This window comes from Rhizorhabdus argentea (genome assembly GCF_037861105.1).
In the GTDB taxonomy this organism is placed as follows: Bacteria; Pseudomonadota; Alphaproteobacteria; order Sphingomonadales; family Sphingomonadaceae; genus Rhizorhabdus; species Rhizorhabdus argentea.
In genome coordinates this window covers 67,471-84,176 of record NZ_JBANFK010000017.1, presented here as the reverse complement: position 1 = coordinate 84,176, position 16,706 = coordinate 67,471, and the positions used below count along the sequence as shown (strand labels likewise).

Below are 16,706 nucleotides of genomic sequence, written 5' to 3'. Positions count from 1 at the left end.
TGGATGCCCTTTGCATATGGTGGGCGGTGACGGGCTCGAACCGCCGACCCTCTCGGTGTAAACGAGATGCTCTACCACTCGAAGCTGCCGGCCACCGTCTTGCCGAGCTGGTTGCCCGCCATGAACAGCCGTTCGCGATGCTCCGCGCCGGCATCATGGAATTCGCGCTGCTTTGTATAGGGCCGATAGGCCGCCAGCTGGTTACGCCGTGTCCGCCGTTCCAGTTCGCGCGCCAGCTTCAGCGCCTTGCGCGTCAAGCCGCTCGAGGATGCGTCGCAATTCGTCGGCAATTTCGTCATCGGACATCGCCTCGATCGCATCGGCCGGACCATCGCCCAGCTTGGTAAGGCTCGACGCCATCAGGCGCAGATAGTCGTGCGGCCGGTCGTTGCGGACCTTCTCGATCGTCGCCGCGCCATGCTGCGCCCAGCTCGCCTGCAGTTCGATCAGGAACGCATCACTTGCGGCCGTGCTCGCAGGCTCGACCCCCTCCTTTTTCGCCGCAGCCGTGCGGCCCGTGAAACGCCCGTTGGCATCGCGCTCGGCCGCCATCAGGCGGTGCGCAGGCTGAACCGGAATCCCGCACGGGGTGTCAGCCACATTCGTTCGCCCGCGGCGACGTAATTACTGTTAGCGACAGCAGCGATCGCGCCAGCCTGGCTATATTCGTAACGGAAAGCCTCGGTCGCGATCATCGACATCGCCGTCTGCCCATCGGGCGTCGCCGCGCTGAGCGCCGGCGTAGCGGTGATCGCCACGCTGAGCGCCTCGGCACTGCTGCCGTCCTGGCCCGGATCCGCCGCCACCGGCAGCCCGCCCGTCGCCACGCGCGCAAAGAAACTTATTTCAACTGTCATGACGTAATCCTTTTACTGGGAGAGAGCGCAACTATACGCCGCGCGACAGCAGAAGTCGTCGCGACTGGTTCATAAGAGATGCCTGGAAACGGAAAGAGCGGGCGCCGCTGCCGCAGCTCTCCCACTCTCTAAATATGCATAGCGCCACCATGCGCGAATGTAAAGAACATAATGGCAACATGGTGCGGCCTACAGACCGATCGTTGAAGAGGATCTTCCAGGTTGCTTACGCCCGCTGACTGCTGGGACGCCGCCGCGGGGGCCTGCTCCTTCGTTCAATCGAGGATCCGGCCACTCACCATCTGCGAACGCCCTTGGGCAGGATATTGCCCGCCTTCTGCCAGGGCACCGCCAGATCATGCCGGCGATTCTCGAGATAACTTACCTTGATAGTGCAGTCGCATTTTCTGATATCGCAGACATCCTTAACCCTGTAGGCAACAAACTCAGGATTCTTCTCCGTGTAAAGATACACGAACTCATACTCTTTACTACATCCCCAGTAAGCCGCTCCGGTACGATTAGCATATCTAAGGTCATTGAAGTCCACAATCTTAAATTGGGACATATCAGATCTTGATGCCTCTGGCAGGTCGTGATCGATAACCACCGGCCTTCTATGCCCATAACACATCACCGGGAAGAACAACACGCAGGCTGCGGAGATGCTGAAGGGAATCCAGAAATGTGTATTCATCGTCTTGCCCTTCGATAGTCTTCCTGCGCGAAATCGTCGGCTTCGACTTCGGCCGGATTCGGCTTCCCCGTCAAGACCCCCCTGATAGCTCCAGCAGCATAACGATAGGGGAACCACGGATTGCCATATTGATATGTGTGGCCTTTTTCATGGCTCCCGAAGGTGAACGGGGGGTGCTCCTTAGCCTTATCGTCACGCAGGGCTGGACGATCGGGATGTGTCCCGGGACCATAAAGCACGGAGTTGCCGAGCGTGAAGGCGCTTCCGCCCTTGCCTACCAACCCTCCCTCGAATTGCAGCGCATTGTTGCCAATGGTGATACGGGCATCCGGTCGGCCGGCGATCCTGCCGGCAAGAACATTCAGCGCGCCTGCTGCTGCTCCAACCGCCGTGTAGGGCGATGCCCAGAGCTTGCCCGCAATGTCAGTGATCATGTGGTCCGGCCTGAGTTTCTCGTAAGCGGCCCGCTGCTTGCTCTCTCTCTGCCATTGCAACTGTTCTGGCGTTCTACGGCCAGCAACTCTGAAATCGGAATCCATCGCGGCCGACGTCTTCCGCCCTGCCATGCGATCTCGCGCCAGTTCCAGATTTCGGGCGGCATCTTCGGCAAATAGCATCTTCGGCAGCGACTGCGGCCCATTGATGCGGCGGCCCCTTTTCAATTCAGCTGGTCTCGGCAGTACCGTTGTCGCCACGCGCGCATCCGAATTCCGAGCGACAGACATCGGTTGCTCCGAATTGGGGCGCTGCGCCAACGTGCCTGCGGGCTTTACCAAAAGGCTGCCCGGTGCGCCGGGAACGGGTCTGCCGTTGCGCGTAAGCCCAAGATGCTCGAGCATCTGTGCTACACGTCGCTGGTCCTCCGAGGAATCGTCGCGCGTCGGCATTTCTTATCATCCCCAAAATAGATCCGGACGCACGAAGACAGCCCACCTAGAGCAAGCAGGGGCAGACGATTATCGATGAATTGAAGCAAAAACGTCAGCTACGCGACAACCCGGAAGGGCGATCGACGCGGTATCCGCATCGTCAATTAATGCATAGCCTCGCCATCGCGCGACGTCAAGAACAAAAAGGAAACATGGCAGCCAATCAGGCGACCTTGCGCTCCTCGGCAGCAGCGTCCCGTCGCACCACCGGCCGGAACGCGACGCACAACGCATAGCCGTTCTCCCCGACCGCAGAGATCGGGGGCACCAGCAAGGCCGCGCCCGGCGTGCAGCGGAACAGGTCGCCGGCGATCGCCTCCATCCCCTCCTGCACGAAGGTGGCGCTGATATCCGGCTTCTCGCTGAAGCCCGCTTCGTCATGCGGGCCGGTCAGCGGCTGGAAGCTTACATCCTCGATCTGCACCGCCTCGTACAGGCCGCCGAGCATCACCGCGATCGTCAGGTCGCTCCGCGCCGGGATAGCCAGCCGATAATAGCCGTCATGCGTCGGAAAGGCGTCGACATCGACCAGGCAATCCTCGCGCGCATTGGCCAGGATCACCGGCACCGGCACGCCGCCGGCCAGGAAGTCGCTCTCGCGGATATCGAGCCCATTGCGCACGATACCGAACAGCGCGAGATTAAGAGCAAGTCCCTGATCCTGCAATTCGCCCGGCAGATACATTCGCTCCGTGTTCTGGACATAATGCAGCCCACGCCGGCGAAGCCCACGCGTCGAACTCGACATATCCAGCATCTTCAGATGGCTCGACGAACCGAGGTTCGCATCATGGGTGAAGTCGCCGATCACCGCCACTTCCTCGGCCGAAGGCAGGTACATGAACCGCGCGAGGATGGCGGCTGCAGCGCGCCGCCGGCATTCCGCGTCGTCGGACAGGGCACCCGGCCCCATCGCCGCCGCAGCCTCACCGAAGGCGATCGCCGCCGCCTGGATGCGATCACGCGTGGCGCTCTGCGCACCCTTCTCGGCGGGCTTCTCATGGATCGTCTTGCCGTTCGAATGATAATCGACCACCGAACCCTTGGCTTGCGTGCAGATCTGCTCGATCATCGCGATTGACGAGCCCAGCGTGCACAGCGCCTGGCGGCTATAATGGCGCTTGTCGAAATAGCCCTTCTTGTCCAACCCGCTCTGCTCATTCTCGCGCAGCAGAAGATAACGGCCAGCGATCGCCACGTTCATCCGCGCGGCGAGCAGCGGCGCGATCCGGTCCTGGACGGTGCCATGGTAGCCGAGGTCGACGATCATCGCCATGTCGCCGTCTTCGAGCCCCGCCCGCCGCACATGCGCAACCAGCCGCTCCGCATAGCGCGCCGATCGCCGCACGATCCGCTGCGCCGTCTGGCCTTCGCAGGCCAGCCGCTCGAGATCGGGCGTATCGCCGCCGGGGCCGACCAGCTTGCGCGCCTCATGCGGCTCGAGCAGCAGCAGTCCCGCGAGCACGTCGAGCCGATGCTTGCCCAGGTTCCGCTCGATCATCGCGGTGACCGCCGTTTCGTCGATCAGTCCGGCACGGCCTGCGGTCAACCGGCTGATCGCGATTTCGCCTACGGCGATTCCCGATCCCAGCGTCTCGAACATCTTCATCGGCAGGTAGCCGTCGCGCATCAGGAACAGGGGCTTGACCGGCCGGCCGCAACTTTCGGCCAGCACCTCCGCCTCGTCCCGCACCCACTGCGCAAACCCGTGCAGCAGCGGACCGATCACGTCATGTCCCAACACGAATGCCGGGTCCTGCTCGCTGCGCAAAGACACCAGCTGGCGGTGCGGCTGCATCGCCGCAACGCTCTGCCGGGTCGCCGCATCGATGAGCACGGCCGCCATCGCCTCGTGCCGCAGCCGCGTCTCGGCGCCGGCATCGAACTGCTCGAAATGGGCGCTATGGATGCCAAGCGCCGCCGGCGCCGTCTGGTCGGCGTGAAGATTGTCGCCCAGGTGGAATATCGCTCCCGGCTGCACGTGCATCGCCGCCAGGACCGGCTCGAACAATCCCTCGGTCTTGCTGATCCCATGCTCGGACGATGTGAAGATCCGGTCGATCGCCTCCGCAATCTCGGCCCCAGCTGCCCGGCTGATCAGGTCGCGCAGCTGCGCCGGGCTGAAATAGGTATCGCTAACGACGATCACCTTCAGCCCGCGCGCCTTGGCGCCGCGGATCAGCGCCATCACCGGCGCGAAGCCGAAACAATGCTTCGCCTCCGCATCGATTTCCGCCTGCACCGAAGCGGCAAGTGCTTCCGCATCGGCCGGCGGCAGCAGCCGCGCATGGATTGCCTCGATAGGAACCTCATTGCGGCGGTTGCGGAACGCCTGCGCCTTGCGCGCGCTGCGCTCGGCCATCACCCGCGGCTCGATCGCACCGCCCTCGATGTCGAGCTCGACGAACACATCCGATGGCGCCTGCGCATTACGCCACAGCAACGTGTCGAAGCAGTCGAGCGACAACACCGACACCCCGGAAGGGGCGCGATCGAGCAGGTTGGGAATGTCTCGCGCTGGAACGCTGATCTTCATGATTCTTCCATCCGGCATAGGTCGTCGGTCTGTCATCGCCGATCGGCCTTGCGAAAATGTTAACCATGAATGGCGGCGGCCGATTACGGGACGATCGCCGCAACCAGTTTATCGAGCAGCGGCTGCTGGCTGACGAGCATCATGTTCCGAGCCTCCTCGATACGCATCCAGCGCGCAGCATCGATTTCCGGAAATCGTGCGATCTGCCCGCTGCGCGGCGGCCACTCCATCTCGAACATATTGCTCGCGACCGCGTTGGCATCGACCTCCGCCTCCAGCCCGAATGCCTCGACATATTTTCCGCCCGCCTGCCGTATCTCGCCCAGCGGCAGCAACTGTCCGGCGAGCACCAGGCCGAGTTCCTCCGCTGCCTCGCGCAAAGCCGCGGCGGCGGCATCCTCGCCAGGATCGATCAGCCCCTTGGGGATCTGCCACGCGCCGGCCTGCTTGTTCCGCCAATAGGGTCCACCGGGATGAACGAGGAGCACCTCCACCGCCTCGTCGCTTCGACGATAAATCAGCAGCCCGGCACTCCGCTGGGCCACGCTATTCGCCTAGCAGATGCAGCGCGATCGACCGGCGGTGCGGGCGTCGTCGATGTTCGAACAGAAAGATGCCCTGCCAGGTTCCGAGCGCCAGCCGCCCGTCCATCAGCGGAATCGAAAGCTGCACCTGGGTCAACGCCGTGCGCAGATGCGCTGGCATATCGTCCGGCCCCTCATCGTCATGAGCGTAGGCACCGGGATCCTCCGGCGCGATCCGGGCGAAATAGCGTTCGATATCGCCGCGCACCTCAGCCGCCGCATTTTCCTGGATCAGCAGCAAGGCGGAGGTATGCCGGCAGAACAAGGTCAGCATGCCATCGTGCAGATCGTGCGCGGCGACCCAGTTCGATACGCGATTGCTTATCTCGACCAGTCCCTGCCCGGGCGTTTGGATCTCGATCACATCATGTGCCTGTCGCATGGCAAGAAGTCACTCCAAATTGCCCTCGCTCGCCGAGTTGAAGCCTGCCGCCGCTATCATCCCGTATTACTCCCTACGGGAAAATCCCATCGACCGGTGATAACAAAACGCGTGGTGTCCGGTTGCGTTTAGGGAGATCATGATGGGTCGGTCCGATTGGCAGGACGACGTCAACGCACAACGCCTTTTGGCAGAGCGCTGGTCGCTCCTTGCCGTGGCGGTAGAGCAACTCGGCGCGGCGCGGTCACTGGACCAGGTCATCGAGATCCTCCGCGCATCGTCGCGCCGCATCTCGGGCGCGGACGGTATAGCTATCGTCCTGCGCGACGGCGATCAATGCCACTATGTTGCCGAAGATGCGAAGGCGCCGCTCTGGGCCGGACAACGCTTTCAGGCGGACAGCTGCATATCCGGGATAGCGATGCGCGACCGGCTGACGGTCGTCATCCCGGCGGTGATGACCGATCCCCGCGTGCCGCACGCAGCTTATGAACCGACCTTCGTGCGCAGCATGGTCATGGTGCCGGTCGGTCTGCCCGATCCGGTGGCGGCGATCGGCGCCTACTGGTCCGACGTCGGCGCCCCCAACCCCGGCGCGGTGCCATTGCTCGAAGCGCTGAGCCGCGCCGCCGCCACGGCGCTTGAAAACGGGCGATTGGTAACGGCACTGGAGGAGCTCAACCGCGCGCTGGAGACGCGGATAGCCGAGCGCACCGCCGAACTCGAGCGCGCTCAGGAAATCGCACGGCAAGCCCAGAAGATGGAGGTGATCGGCCAACTCACCGGCAGCATCGCGCATGATTTCAACAATCTGCTCACACCGATCATGGGTAGCCTCGATCTCGTGCTTGGGCGGAAGGTTCTCACCGAAGGCGTGCTGCGCAGTGCCAATGTCGCGATGGAAGCAGCCGAACGCGCAAAGCGGCTTGTGCAGCACCTCCTCGCCTTCGCTCGGCGCCAGCCGCTCGCGCCGAGTCCGGTGGATCTTCATGCGCTGGCGGGGGGAATGCTCGACTTGCTCACCAGTTCGCTTGGCTCCAGGATTAGGCTGAGTCTCGATATCGCACCGGATCTGCCCCGTGCCCACGCCGACCGCCACCAGCTTGAGATGGCGCTTCTCAATCTGGCCGTGAACGCTCGCGACGCGATGCCAGGTGGCGGCAGCCTCATCCTGTCGGCGCGCCACCCCACCGCTGAGGAGCGTCCCGCAATCTTGTCCACGGGAGATTTCGTCTGCCTCTCCGTTCGCGACAGCGGCACCGGCATGGACGAAGCCACGCTCGCCCAGGCCGTCGAACCCTTCTTCAGTACGAAAAGCGCTGACCATGGAACGGGCCTCGGCCTCTCGATGGTGCACGGTCTCGCCGCCCAGTTCGGCGGGGCGCTACAACTCTTCAGCACGCCTGGCGCCGGAACGAACATACTGTTGTGGCTGCCGGTAGCAAAGTCACCTGCACAGGCCGTGATCCCCACGGCAAAGGTCGATGGCGGATTGCCGGGCATGGGCACGATCCTTGTCATCGACGATGAACCTATCGTTCGCAGGGGCACCGCCGAGATGCTGTCTTCGCTGGGTTATGATGTCGTCCAGGCCGCCAGCGCCCGCGAAGGCCTCGGTCTCATCGAAGACGGCCTCGATCCCTCCGTCGTAGTCACCGATCACATCATGCCAGGCATGACGGGTGCCGAGCTGGCGTTGCGGCTGCGCGCCGATCGACCTCAAACGGCGGTGATGATTATCTCCGGCTATCAGGGCGTCGACCTGATCGCCCCCGATGTAGTCCGGCTGTCGAAGCCGTTCCGGCAGATCCATCTTACAGCCAGCATCGCCGCCGCGCGCGAACAGGTCATGGCCTGACCCTGCCGGCATTTACCTGTTCAGTTTGCCGACCAGAGCCTGAAGTTCATTGAGACTGGCGCCGTCATCGGCCATGGCGTTGGTATCGACGCCATCGCTCTGCTCCTGAGACCCCACAAAGCTCACGGCCGTCCATAGGATTCCCGCGCTCCAGAAGAGCGCCAGCCATCGACTCCGAAATAGCGAACTGTACCGCATCCATGCGGCCATCGCAGACCACGCTTAGCAAGCGATGAAGAACCATGCGGAGGAAAAATAGCGAGAGATTGGCCACTCGATTGGTCGCCTGGGCAACAATATCGGAACCCTGGCTTTGGGCCACCGTTCTTCCCGTCCGCATAAGAAATTGAATCTGCAGGAAGAAAGATGGCCAGCCGTTACGATATACCGATTCGTGAAAACCGATCGCAATTCCATACCGACAGCTTCCAGCGCGGTCTCGCGCATTGGAATCGCGAACGGCTTGGACCGCGCTTCCCCGCGCCCGACTGGCACAGTCGGCTTGAGCGCGATACCCGGATGCTGCGGCTCGAGCGCGCCTTCCTCGAAGAGTTGCGCGCCGAGATTGCCGAAGATGCCGCCACGGCGCCCCTGGACCCCGATGCCTTCGTCGGCTGGTTCGAACATCTTAAAATCGTCGGCCCCGGACAGGGCGATCCTTTATTCCCGTGGCTCGCCGATGAAGCCAGCCGGGACCAGCTCCGCTGGTTCTTCGAACAGGAGGCCGCCGGCGAAGCAGGCTTCGACGATCTCGTCGCCTATACCCAGGTCAAGCTGCCCGTCTCGGCAAAACTCGAACTCGCGCGCAACTATTGGGACGAGATGGGCCGCGGCAACCGCGCCGGCATGCACGGCCCGATGCTGGATGCCTTGGTCGAAACGCTCGCGGTCCAGCCCGTCATCGAGAACACCGTCTGGCAGAGCCTGGCGCTGGCCAATGCGATGACGGCGATGGCGACCAGCCGCGATTTTGCCTGGCATTCGGTGGGCGCGCTCGGCGTCATCGAGTTGACGGCGCCGGGACGCTCGGCGATGGTTGCCAAGGGCCTGCGCCGCATCGGCCTCTCCGACAAGGAGCGTCGCTATTTCGATCTCCACGCCGTCCTGGACGTCAAGCATAGCGCCGACTGGAATCGCGAGGCGCTACGGCCTCTGGTTGACGAAGATCCCCGCCGCGCCACCGCCATCGCCGAGGGCGCTCTCATGCGCTTGCGCTGCGGCGCTCGCTGTTTCGACCGTTATCGCGAGGCGCTCTGGGCCGATCGTTAAGCTGACGGCATCGGCGTGGCGATAAGCCTGCCGCTGCGCATGTTCCTGGCCCTGCTGGTGGGGCTGGGCAGCGGCATTGCGATGGCAGGCATTGAGGGAAGCGCCACGCAAGCCATTCTGGCCGTGGCGCGCCCGATCGGGGGTCTGTGGCTCAATGCCCTGACGATGACGATCGTGCCGCTCGTCTTCGGGCTGATCGTGAACGGCATCGCTGCGGCGGCGCAGGAGGCGTCCGCCAGCCGCACGGCGCTGCGCTCGATCCTCTGGTTCGCGATCCTGCTGACTACGGCCTGCACGCTCAGCGCCGTCGCCACCACTGGCTTGCTACATCTCTGGCCTGCAACCGCCCCGGCAGAAGCATTCCGCAATGCCGCTGTTCCGGCAGTTGCTGCGCAAGCCGCCGGGCCATGGTACGACGCGATCGTTCCCGCCAATCCGATAAAGGCCGCCGCCGAAACCGCGATGGTGCCGCTGGTGGTGTTCGCCCTGCTGTTCGGCTTCGCCCTCACCCGGATCGCAGCGAATCTTCGCGCCGTAATAGTCATGTTCATCGAAGCCATCGTCCAGACGATGCTGGTACTGGTGACCTGGGTGCTGTGGCTGGCGCCGCTCGGTATCGCCGCGCTGGCCTTCGCCGCTGGGATTACCATGGGAGCAGCCGCAGCCGGTGCGCTCGGTCAATATATCGTCATCGCGTCCGCGGCATGCCTGCTCGCGACGTTGATGGCCTATGCCGCCGCCACGCTCGCCGGCAGGATCTCGCCGATGCGCTTCGCTCGCGCCGCCATCCCCGCTCAGGCTGTCGCCCTCGGCACCCAATCGTCACTCGCGACGCTGCCGGTGATGATCGAAGCCACGCCGGCTCTCGGCGTGCAGGCGAAGGCCGCCGGCGTGGTGCTGCCGCTGGCGGTGTCGCTGTTTCGCGCCGCCAGCGCCGCCGCCAATATCGCGGTGGCCCTCTATCTTGCCGATCTCAATGGCATCTCCCTCAGCCTACCGATGCTCGTTCTGGGGGTGCTGGTTGCCGTGCCCGTCAGCCTGGCCGCTGTCGGCGTGGCCGCGCAGGTTTCGTTCATCGCGACGATCGCGCCGATCTGCGTGGCGCTGGGGGTACCGATTGAGGCATTGCCGCTGCTGATGGCTGTCGAGACCGTTCCCGATCTCTTCCGCACTTTGGGCAACGTCACCGCCGATCTCGCGGTGGCGCGCATTGTAGCGGCGGATGATCAATCGAGCCCTGCAGTTGCGTGACCTCCGGGCGTCGAATTCCTTTCCGCTGGCCCGATCTTCGACCAAAGTCTAAAGCGGCGTTAACCATTTGTTGGTCGGGTGGCCGCCAGATTACTCCTCGAAAAGGAGTTAGATCATGGGAAGCAACCTCGCCACCGCAGCCGCAATCCGGGCCGACGACACCGACGCCCTCCTCGATCTGGCTTTCGCCTGTTCCACGGGTGCGCAGGGCCGATCGATCGACCTGATCATGGCGCATAAATGGTTCAACCTCGCGGCACTGGCCGGCTCGGAGGAGGCGCAATATTGCCGCGCCGACATCGCCGATCAGATGACCCGCAGCGAAATCGCTGAGGCGCAGCGCAGCGCGCGGACCTGGCTCGCAACCCACAGCGCCCATTGATCATTAGCTGCCCTAAAGGACATCAGCTTCCGCCACGACAGGACGGCTCTCTCGCTTCCCGCGCACGCGGCTGTCCGGCTTGTCGGGCTCCCGGTGGGCTTCATCCGCCCGCGCCGGCCCGCTCGCCTCGATCAGTTCATCGAGCAGCACTTCGCCATCCGACCAGCCGCCCAGCCCCGACAGCGCGTTGATATGCCCGATATGCCCGGCATCGACGAACCGGCTCCCCCACGACCGCGCCAGGACCTCCAGCCGCTCGAACGTCGCGTAGCGATCGTTGCGGCTGGCGACGAGGATCGACGGAAAGGGCAGGCTCCGCCCCGGTGTCGGCGCAAAGCGGCGGACGAAGGGATGCGCCTCGGCCGCGTCCACATCAGGCGGCGCCACCAGCAGCGCACCGCGCACGCGCTCCAGCCTGGCATGATCCGCGCCGAGCGCCCACCAGGCGATCGTCAGACAGCCGAGGCTGTGCGCCACCAGCACGATCGGTCCGTCGGCCATCGCCAGCGCCGCGTCGAGCCGCTCGGTCCAGATCCGGCGCTCGGGTTCGGACCAGCAGCCGAGATCGACCCTACGGCAATCGCCACGCCGGTCCTCCCACAGGCTCTGCCAATGGTCGGGCCCCGAATTGTCGAGACCCGGCACGATCAGGCACAGCGGCTTGCGATCATCGGCCATCACTCTCCCCCAGCATATCGACCAACTCGGAGCCCCGGCTATCATGCGCGTGCGCCTGGCTGATGATACTGCGGGGCGGTACGCTGCTGGTCAGCCAGACATTCCCGCCGATCGTCGATCCCGCGCCGATCGTCACCCGGCCGAGGATTGTCGCGCCCGCATAGATGACGACATCGTCCTCGACGATCGGATGCCGGGCGAGCCCGCGGCGCAACGCGCCCTCGGCATCGGCGGGGAAGCTCCGCGCGCCCAGCGTCACCGCCTGGTACAGCCTCACCCGCTTGCCGACGATCGCGGTCTCGCCGATCACCACGCCGGTGCCATGATCGATGAAGAAGGCCTCGCCGATCGATGCGCCGGGGTGGATATCGATTCCCGTCCGCGAATTGGCGATCTCCGAGATGATCCGGGCCACCAGCGGCGCCCCCAGCCCATGTAGGAGATGCGCGAGCCGATGATGCACGATCGCGATGACGCAGGGATAGCACAGCAGCACCTCGTCCACGCTGCGCGCCGCGGGATCGCCGGCATAGGCCGCCTCTACATCGGTATCGATCAGCCGCCTGAGCGTCGGCAAGTTGGTCGCGAAATGGCCGATGATCCGCCCTGCCTCGCCGTCGATGAGCTCGGGCGTGCTGTCGCCGATCGAATAGCCGAGTTCCAGACGGATCTGCCCGTAGAGTCGGCTCAGCGCCGTCTGCAGCGTCTCGGCGACGAACGCCTCCTCATTATGCTGACGCACGAAGCTCGGTCCCAACCGCAGCGGGAACAGCGCACCGCACAAGGCAGCCATGATCTTGTCGAGCACATGGCGCGACGGGAAACCCACCGAACCGAACTCTGCGTGGCGCTTATGCGCGTTGCGCCATGCCTCACGTGCATCGCGAAGCTCGGCGGCGATGGCGTTGATGTCCCAATATTCACCCGGAGGCGCCGCAACCGCCTCGTCATAAGCTTCCTGCATAACCGCCTCGTTCCTAGCCCGATTTCCTGCCTAGCCGTCTGGCCAAGGAGGGAAAGCAACTTTTCTCTACCAAGAAGATAGGAATTATATCCGGGCGGACAAAGCGCTACGCCGCTGCTATGCGAAGCCATGGTTCCAAGGCTCGGCCCGCTCAAGCTCAAGGCACAGATCTACTGCGGGGATGAGGCCGCAATGGGTCCAGGCAAGGCCGCCCTGCTCGAAGCGATCGAGCGCGAGGGCTCGATCTCCGCCGCGGGCCGGGCACTCGGCATGAGCTATCGCCGCACCTGGCTGCTCGTCGACAGCATGAACCGCTGCTGGGCCGACAAGCTGGTCGACACCACCCCCGGCGGCGGACGCGACAAGGGCGCGCGCGTGACCGAGTGCGGCAGGCAGGTGCTCGCGGCCTATCGCGCGCTCGAGCTCCATCTTCTCGACGCCGCCCATCGGGACATATCCCCGCTCCGCGCCCTCCTGCGAGATAAGCCCGTGCCGCCAGCATAGACCACTTGCCATATACGGCAGAATATAGCATTCGATGGGGCCATGCCCTTCACGTTCCTCGTCCGATGCCTTGCCGCCCTGTCGCTTGCAGTGGCTGTCCCGGCCTCCGCCGCCGAAACTCACATCGCCGTCGCCGCCAACTTCACCGAACCGGCCAGGGAAATCACCGCCGGTTTCGAGAAAGCCACGGGCCACAAGGCGGTGCTCGCCTTCGGCGCATCGGGCGCCTTCTACACGCAGATCAGCCATGGCGCCCCGTTCGACATATTGCTGTCCGCAGATGCCGAGCGTCCGGCAAGGATCGAACAGGACGGGCTTGCCGTCCGCGGCACGCGCTTCACCTATGCTGTGGGGCAGCTCGCGCTCTTCTCCACAACGCCCGGCCTGGTCGATTCACGCGGCGCAGTGCTGAAGCGCGGCGCGTTCGACAAGGTCGCCATCGCCGATCCGGTGACCGCGCCCTATGGCGCCGCCGCGATCGAGACGATGCGGAAGCTCGGCGTCTATGATGTCCTGAAGCCGAGGATCGTCACCGGAAGCTCGATCGCGCAGGCCTATCAGTTCGTTTCGACCGGCGCTGCCCAGATCGGCTTTGTCGCGCTTAGCCAGGTGATCGGCGTCCCCGGTGGCTCGCGCTGGATCGTGCCGGCCAGGCTGCACAGCCCGATCGACCAGCAGGCGGTGCTGCTCAAGACGGGCGAGGACAACCCTGCCGCGCGCGCCTTCCTCAAATATCTGAAAAGCCGCCCTGCGCTCATGATCATCAGGCGTTACGGCTACGCCGTCAAATAGCTGATGGGCCTCGTTCTCGCGACCACAGTCGAACTGGCGTTGATGACAACCGTCCTGCTGCTGCTGCTCGCCACGCCGCTCGCCTGGTGGCTGGCCCGCTCGCGCCGCTGGTGGAAGGAGATCGTCGGCGCCATCTCGGCGCTGCCGCTCGTCCTGCCGCCCACTGTGATCGGTTTCTACGTGCTGATCGCGCTGGGGCCCGACAGCCCGCTGATGGCGCCGCTCCAGCCCTTCGGCATCCGCACGCTTGCCTTCACCTTCACCGGACTGGTGATAGGATCGCTCTTCTATTCGCTGCCCTTCGCGGTCCAGCCACTCCGCACCGCGTTCGAAGCGATCGGGAATCGCCCGCTCGAGATCGCAGCGACCATGGGTGCCGGGCCGTTCGACCGCTTCCTGACCGTCGCACTCCCGCTGTCACGGCGTGGCTTCCTGTCGGCGGCGATCCTCGTCTTCGCCCACACGGTCGGAGAGTTCGGCGTCGTGCTGATGATCGGCGGCAATATCCCCGGCAAGACCGAGGTGCTCTCGACACGCATCTACCAGCTCGTCGAAAGCCTGCAGTTCGGCGAAGCCCACCGCATCGCCGCGCTACTGGCCGCCTTCTCCTTCGCCGCCCTCCTCGCGCTGCTCCTCGTCGAACGGCGCATCGGCAACGTCCAGCCATGACGATTGCGGTCGATCTCGATGGAAAGCTCGGCCGGGGCTTTGCGCTGCGGGTCGCGTTCGAAGCGCCATCGCGCGGTGTTACCGCCCTGCTCGGTCCTTCCGGCTCGGGCAAGACCACGCTGCTGCGCGCCCTCGCCGGGCTCGATCGGATCGCCGGCTCGATCAGCGTCGATGGCCAGATCTGGCAGGACAGCCGGACGTTCGTCGCCGCCGAGCTTCGCCGCGTCGGCTATGTCTTCCAGGGCGCCGGTCTTCTTCCGCACCTCAGCGTAGCCGCCAATCTCGATTATGCCGCCCGCCGTGCGCCGCCCGGCCGCTGCGCCCGCGTCGAGATCATCGAGCGCGCCGGCATCGGCCATTTGCTCGATCGCCTCCCCACGCGCCTCTCGGGCGGCGAAGCCCAGCGCGCCGGCATCGCCCGCGCGTTGCTGAGTCAGCCCCGCCTGCTGTTGCTCGACGAACCGCTGTCCGCGCTGGACAGCGACGCACGCGCAGGACTGCTCGACTGGCTGGAAGCTTTGCTCGCGGACATCGATATCCCGGTCATCTATGTGACGCATGATCATGGCGAAGCCGCCAGGCTCGCAGCAAGAACGATCTGGCTTGAAAAGGGCGGCCTCAGGCCGATCGAGCCGGATCGGTGATGGGATCGTCGGTCACCGGATCGCTACGGCGAGACGTAGGCAGCGATCCGGTCTGCCGCTCGATCAGCCGCTGAACGCGAAACGGCTCGCCTGGCTTCTGCAGCTTGTGCAGCACGGCAGTGGTCTCGGCATCGGCCTGGGTCAGCCGCTGGTTGTAGCGGACATAATCGAGCCAGGTGGCGAGGTGGAAGCGTTCGATCCATAGCTCCGCGTCGTGCAGATCGCGCAGCAATGTCCAGCCGTGCGCGCCATCGCGCCGCCGGATCCGCCGCCGTTCGGTCATGGCGGACAGGAAGGCGACGATGTTGTGCGGCTCGATGCGATATTCCACGGCGATGACGACGGGTCCGCTGCGCGGCTCCAGCGGCACCGCGGTGTCGGGCTCGGTCCATTGCCGCAACGGATCCAGGTTGAGGTCCTGCACCTGCGGCAGCGGTGCCAGAAAACCGAGCAACAGCACGGCCATCTGAATGCCCGCGCCTATCAGCAGCGCATCCGACACGCCCTGATGCTCGGCAATGAGCCCGAGTACCCAGGCCCCGATCGCCATGCCTCCGAACGCCGTCATCTGGTAGATCGACAGGGCGCGCGCCACGACCCAGCGCGGCGAGGCAAGCTGCACCGTCACGTTGAACGTCGACAGTGCGACCACCCAGCTCGCGCCCGCCAGCATGAGCGCCGCAGCGGTGAGCTCCATATAGGGACTGATGCCGGTCAGCGCGGTGCCGATGGCAAGGCCCAGCGCGGCGAGCCTGATCATCGCTTCGGTGCTCAGCTGGCTGCGGAGCCGCCCGCTGCCCAGCGCACCGATGACGGCGCCGATGCCGAAGGCGCCCAGCAGCGCTCCATAGGTCAGCGGCCCGCCCTTGATCAGGGTTCGTGCCACCAGCGGCATCAGCGCGGGCACGGCATTGGCGGCGATGCCGAAGGAAGCCGCGCGCAGCATCACGATCCGTAGATTGGGTGACATCGCGACATAGCGCAGGCCCGCGCCCATCGCCATCAGCAGCCGCTCGGGCGGCAGCACCCGCGGCGGGAAATCGGGGCGCCAGCGCAACAGGACGAGGATCAGCCCTATATAGGACATGCTGTTCACCAGGAACGCCGTCGCAGCCCCGGCGGCGGCGACGATGGCACCGCCGATCGCCGGCCCCACGCTGCGCGCCATGTTGAAGCCCATCGAGTTGAGCGCGACGGCCCCGGGCAGTTGTGCGCGCGGCACGATATCGCCGACCGACGCCTGCCAGGCGGGGCCGTTCATCGCGGTGCCGCAGCCGATCAGGAAGGTAAAGGTCAGCAACAACCATGGCGTCAACCAGCCCTCCCACGCGAATATCGACAGGGTGGCGGAGGTCAGCAGCATGAAGCATTGCGCGGTGAGCATCACCCGCCGCCGGTCCATATTGTCCGCCACCGCCCCGGCAAGCAATGACAACAGCATGAACGGCAGCGCCGACGATGCCTGTACCAACGCGACCATCTGCGGCGATTGCACCAGTGACGTCATCATCCACGACGCACCGACCGACTGGATAAGCCCGCCGAAATTGGACAGGAGTGACGCGACCCAGACCGCCCGGAAGATCGGAATGCTGAGCGGGGAGGCCGCGCGGGGGGCAGGCGAAGCGATATCGGCGTGGGAAGTCATCGCCTACCGAATGCAGGACGCGCGGCTTTGTGCCAATAGCTGCTCCTTTCGCCACAGGATGC

At 64.7% G+C, this 16,706-nt stretch carries 19 protein-coding genes; 8 read left to right on the top strand and 11 right to left on the bottom strand.

The genetic code is table 11. The annotated features are described in order from the left end of the window. Positions 1 to 71: 71 nt before the first annotated feature. From AAC645_RS15245 to AAC645_RS15210, 8 genes are all read right to left on the bottom strand, one after another. On the bottom strand, positions 72 to 257 hold the full coding sequence (locus AAC645_RS15245) for a hypothetical protein (protein WP_340317236.1): 186 nt from the start codon (positions 255 to 257) through the stop codon (positions 72 to 74). Next, complete coding sequence (locus AAC645_RS15240) at positions 202 to 600, bottom strand: hypothetical protein (protein ID WP_340317234.1); 399 nt, start codon at positions 598 to 600, stop codon at positions 202 to 204. Before AAC645_RS15240 ends, AAC645_RS15245 begins: the two co-directional genes overlap by 56 nt. Then, complete coding sequence (locus AAC645_RS15235; protein WP_340317232.1) at positions 552 to 857, bottom strand: hypothetical protein; 306 nt, start codon at positions 855 to 857, stop codon at positions 552 to 554. The genes AAC645_RS15240 and AAC645_RS15235 overlap by 49 nt, the downstream gene beginning before the upstream one ends. Before the next feature lie 295 nt (positions 858 to 1,152). After that, positions 1,153 to 1,554 (bottom strand): hypothetical protein, encoded by a 402-nt coding sequence (locus AAC645_RS15230; protein WP_340317230.1) that lies wholly within the window; start codon positions 1,552 to 1,554, stop codon positions 1,153 to 1,155. Then, positions 1,551 to 2,441, bottom strand: coding sequence for a hypothetical protein (locus AAC645_RS15225; RefSeq protein ID WP_340317228.1), 891 nt, complete (start codon positions 2,439 to 2,441; stop codon positions 1,551 to 1,553). Before AAC645_RS15225 ends, AAC645_RS15230 begins: the two co-directional genes overlap by 4 nt. Before the next feature lie 205 nt (positions 2,442 to 2,646). Further along, the gene (locus AAC645_RS15220; RefSeq protein ID WP_340317226.1) at positions 2,647 to 5,019 is read right to left on the bottom strand and encodes a hydrolase; all 2,373 of its coding nucleotides are present in this window, start codon (positions 5,017 to 5,019) and stop codon (positions 2,647 to 2,649) included. An 83-nt stretch (positions 5,020 to 5,102) separates the two neighbouring features. Next, positions 5,103 to 5,564 carry an NUDIX domain-containing protein gene (locus AAC645_RS15215; RefSeq protein ID WP_340317224.1) on the bottom strand — a complete coding sequence of 154 codons (462 nt, stop codon included), beginning with the start codon at positions 5,562 to 5,564 and terminating at the stop codon, positions 5,103 to 5,105. Position 5,565: 1 nt separating this feature from the next. Then, complete coding sequence (locus tag AAC645_RS15210; RefSeq protein WP_340317222.1) at positions 5,566 to 5,985, bottom strand: secondary thiamine-phosphate synthase enzyme YjbQ; 420 nt, start codon at positions 5,983 to 5,985, stop codon at positions 5,566 to 5,568. Positions 5,986 to 6,127: 142 nt separating this feature from the next. Here AAC645_RS15210 and AAC645_RS15205 point away from each other — a divergent pair, with 142 nt between their 5' ends. From AAC645_RS15205 to AAC645_RS15190, 4 genes are all read left to right on the top strand, one after another. After that, a complete protein-coding gene (locus AAC645_RS15205; RefSeq protein WP_340317244.1) occupies positions 6,128 to 7,843 on the top strand; it encodes a GAF domain-containing hybrid sensor histidine kinase/response regulator in 1,716 nt (571 codons plus the stop codon). Between the two features lie 366 nt (positions 7,844 to 8,209). Continuing rightward, positions 8,210 to 9,112 (top strand): iron-containing redox enzyme family protein, encoded by a 903-nt coding sequence (locus AAC645_RS15200; protein ID WP_340317220.1) that lies wholly within the window; start codon positions 8,210 to 8,212, stop codon positions 9,110 to 9,112. Positions 9,113 to 9,127: 15 nt separating this feature from the next. Beyond that, positions 9,128 to 10,363: a dicarboxylate/amino acid:cation symporter gene (locus AAC645_RS15195; protein ID WP_340317218.1), complete on the top strand. Its 1,236-nt coding sequence runs from the start codon at positions 9,128 to 9,130 to the stop codon at positions 10,361 to 10,363. 115 nt (positions 10,364 to 10,478) lie between these two features. Further along, a complete protein-coding gene (locus AAC645_RS15190; RefSeq protein ID WP_340317216.1) occupies positions 10,479 to 10,745 on the top strand; it encodes a hypothetical protein in 267 nt (88 codons plus the stop codon). A gap of 12 nt (positions 10,746 to 10,757) precedes the next feature. Here the strand turns inward: AAC645_RS15190 and AAC645_RS15185 are convergent, their stop codons facing one another. Both AAC645_RS15185 and epsC read right to left on the bottom strand, forming a co-directional pair. Further along, the gene (locus AAC645_RS15185) at positions 10,758 to 11,423 is read right to left on the bottom strand and encodes an RBBP9/YdeN family alpha/beta hydrolase (protein WP_340317214.1); all 666 of its coding nucleotides are present in this window, start codon (positions 11,421 to 11,423) and stop codon (positions 10,758 to 10,760) included. Continuing rightward, positions 11,413 to 12,387, bottom strand: a complete 975-nt coding sequence (gene epsC, locus AAC645_RS15180) for a serine O-acetyltransferase EpsC (RefSeq protein WP_340317212.1) — start codon at positions 12,385 to 12,387, stop codon at positions 11,413 to 11,415. Before epsC ends, AAC645_RS15185 begins: the two co-directional genes overlap by 11 nt. Before the next feature lie 129 nt (positions 12,388 to 12,516). On the opposite strand from epsC, the gene AAC645_RS15175 reads away from it, so the two are divergent. From AAC645_RS15175 to AAC645_RS15160, 4 genes are read left to right on the top strand one after another with little or no spacing between them, the layout of a single operon-like run. Next, positions 12,517 to 12,891 carry a winged helix-turn-helix domain-containing protein gene (locus AAC645_RS15175; RefSeq protein WP_340317210.1) on the top strand — a complete coding sequence of 125 codons (375 nt, stop codon included), beginning with the start codon at positions 12,517 to 12,519 and terminating at the stop codon, positions 12,889 to 12,891. Positions 12,892 to 12,933: 42 nt separating this feature from the next. After that, positions 12,934 to 13,683: a molybdate ABC transporter substrate-binding protein gene (gene modA, locus AAC645_RS15170; protein ID WP_340317208.1), complete on the top strand. Its 750-nt coding sequence runs from the start codon at positions 12,934 to 12,936 to the stop codon at positions 13,681 to 13,683. Positions 13,684 to 13,686: 3 nt separating this feature from the next. Then, the gene (modB, locus tag AAC645_RS15165) at positions 13,687 to 14,352 is read left to right on the top strand and encodes a molybdate ABC transporter permease subunit (RefSeq protein ID WP_340317206.1); all 666 of its coding nucleotides are present in this window, start codon (positions 13,687 to 13,689) and stop codon (positions 14,350 to 14,352) included. Beyond that, positions 14,349 to 14,996, top strand: a complete 648-nt coding sequence (locus AAC645_RS15160) for an ATP-binding cassette domain-containing protein (protein ID WP_340317204.1) — start codon at positions 14,349 to 14,351, stop codon at positions 14,994 to 14,996. The genes modB and AAC645_RS15160 overlap by 4 nt, the downstream gene beginning before the upstream one ends. Here the strand turns inward: AAC645_RS15160 and AAC645_RS15155 are convergent. Further along, entirely contained in the window at positions 14,971 to 16,644 is a 1,674-nt protein-coding gene (locus tag AAC645_RS15155) for an MFS transporter (protein ID WP_340317202.1), read from the bottom strand. The genes AAC645_RS15160 and AAC645_RS15155 overlap by 26 nt on opposite strands. Positions 16,645 to 16,706: the final 62 nt, after the last annotated feature.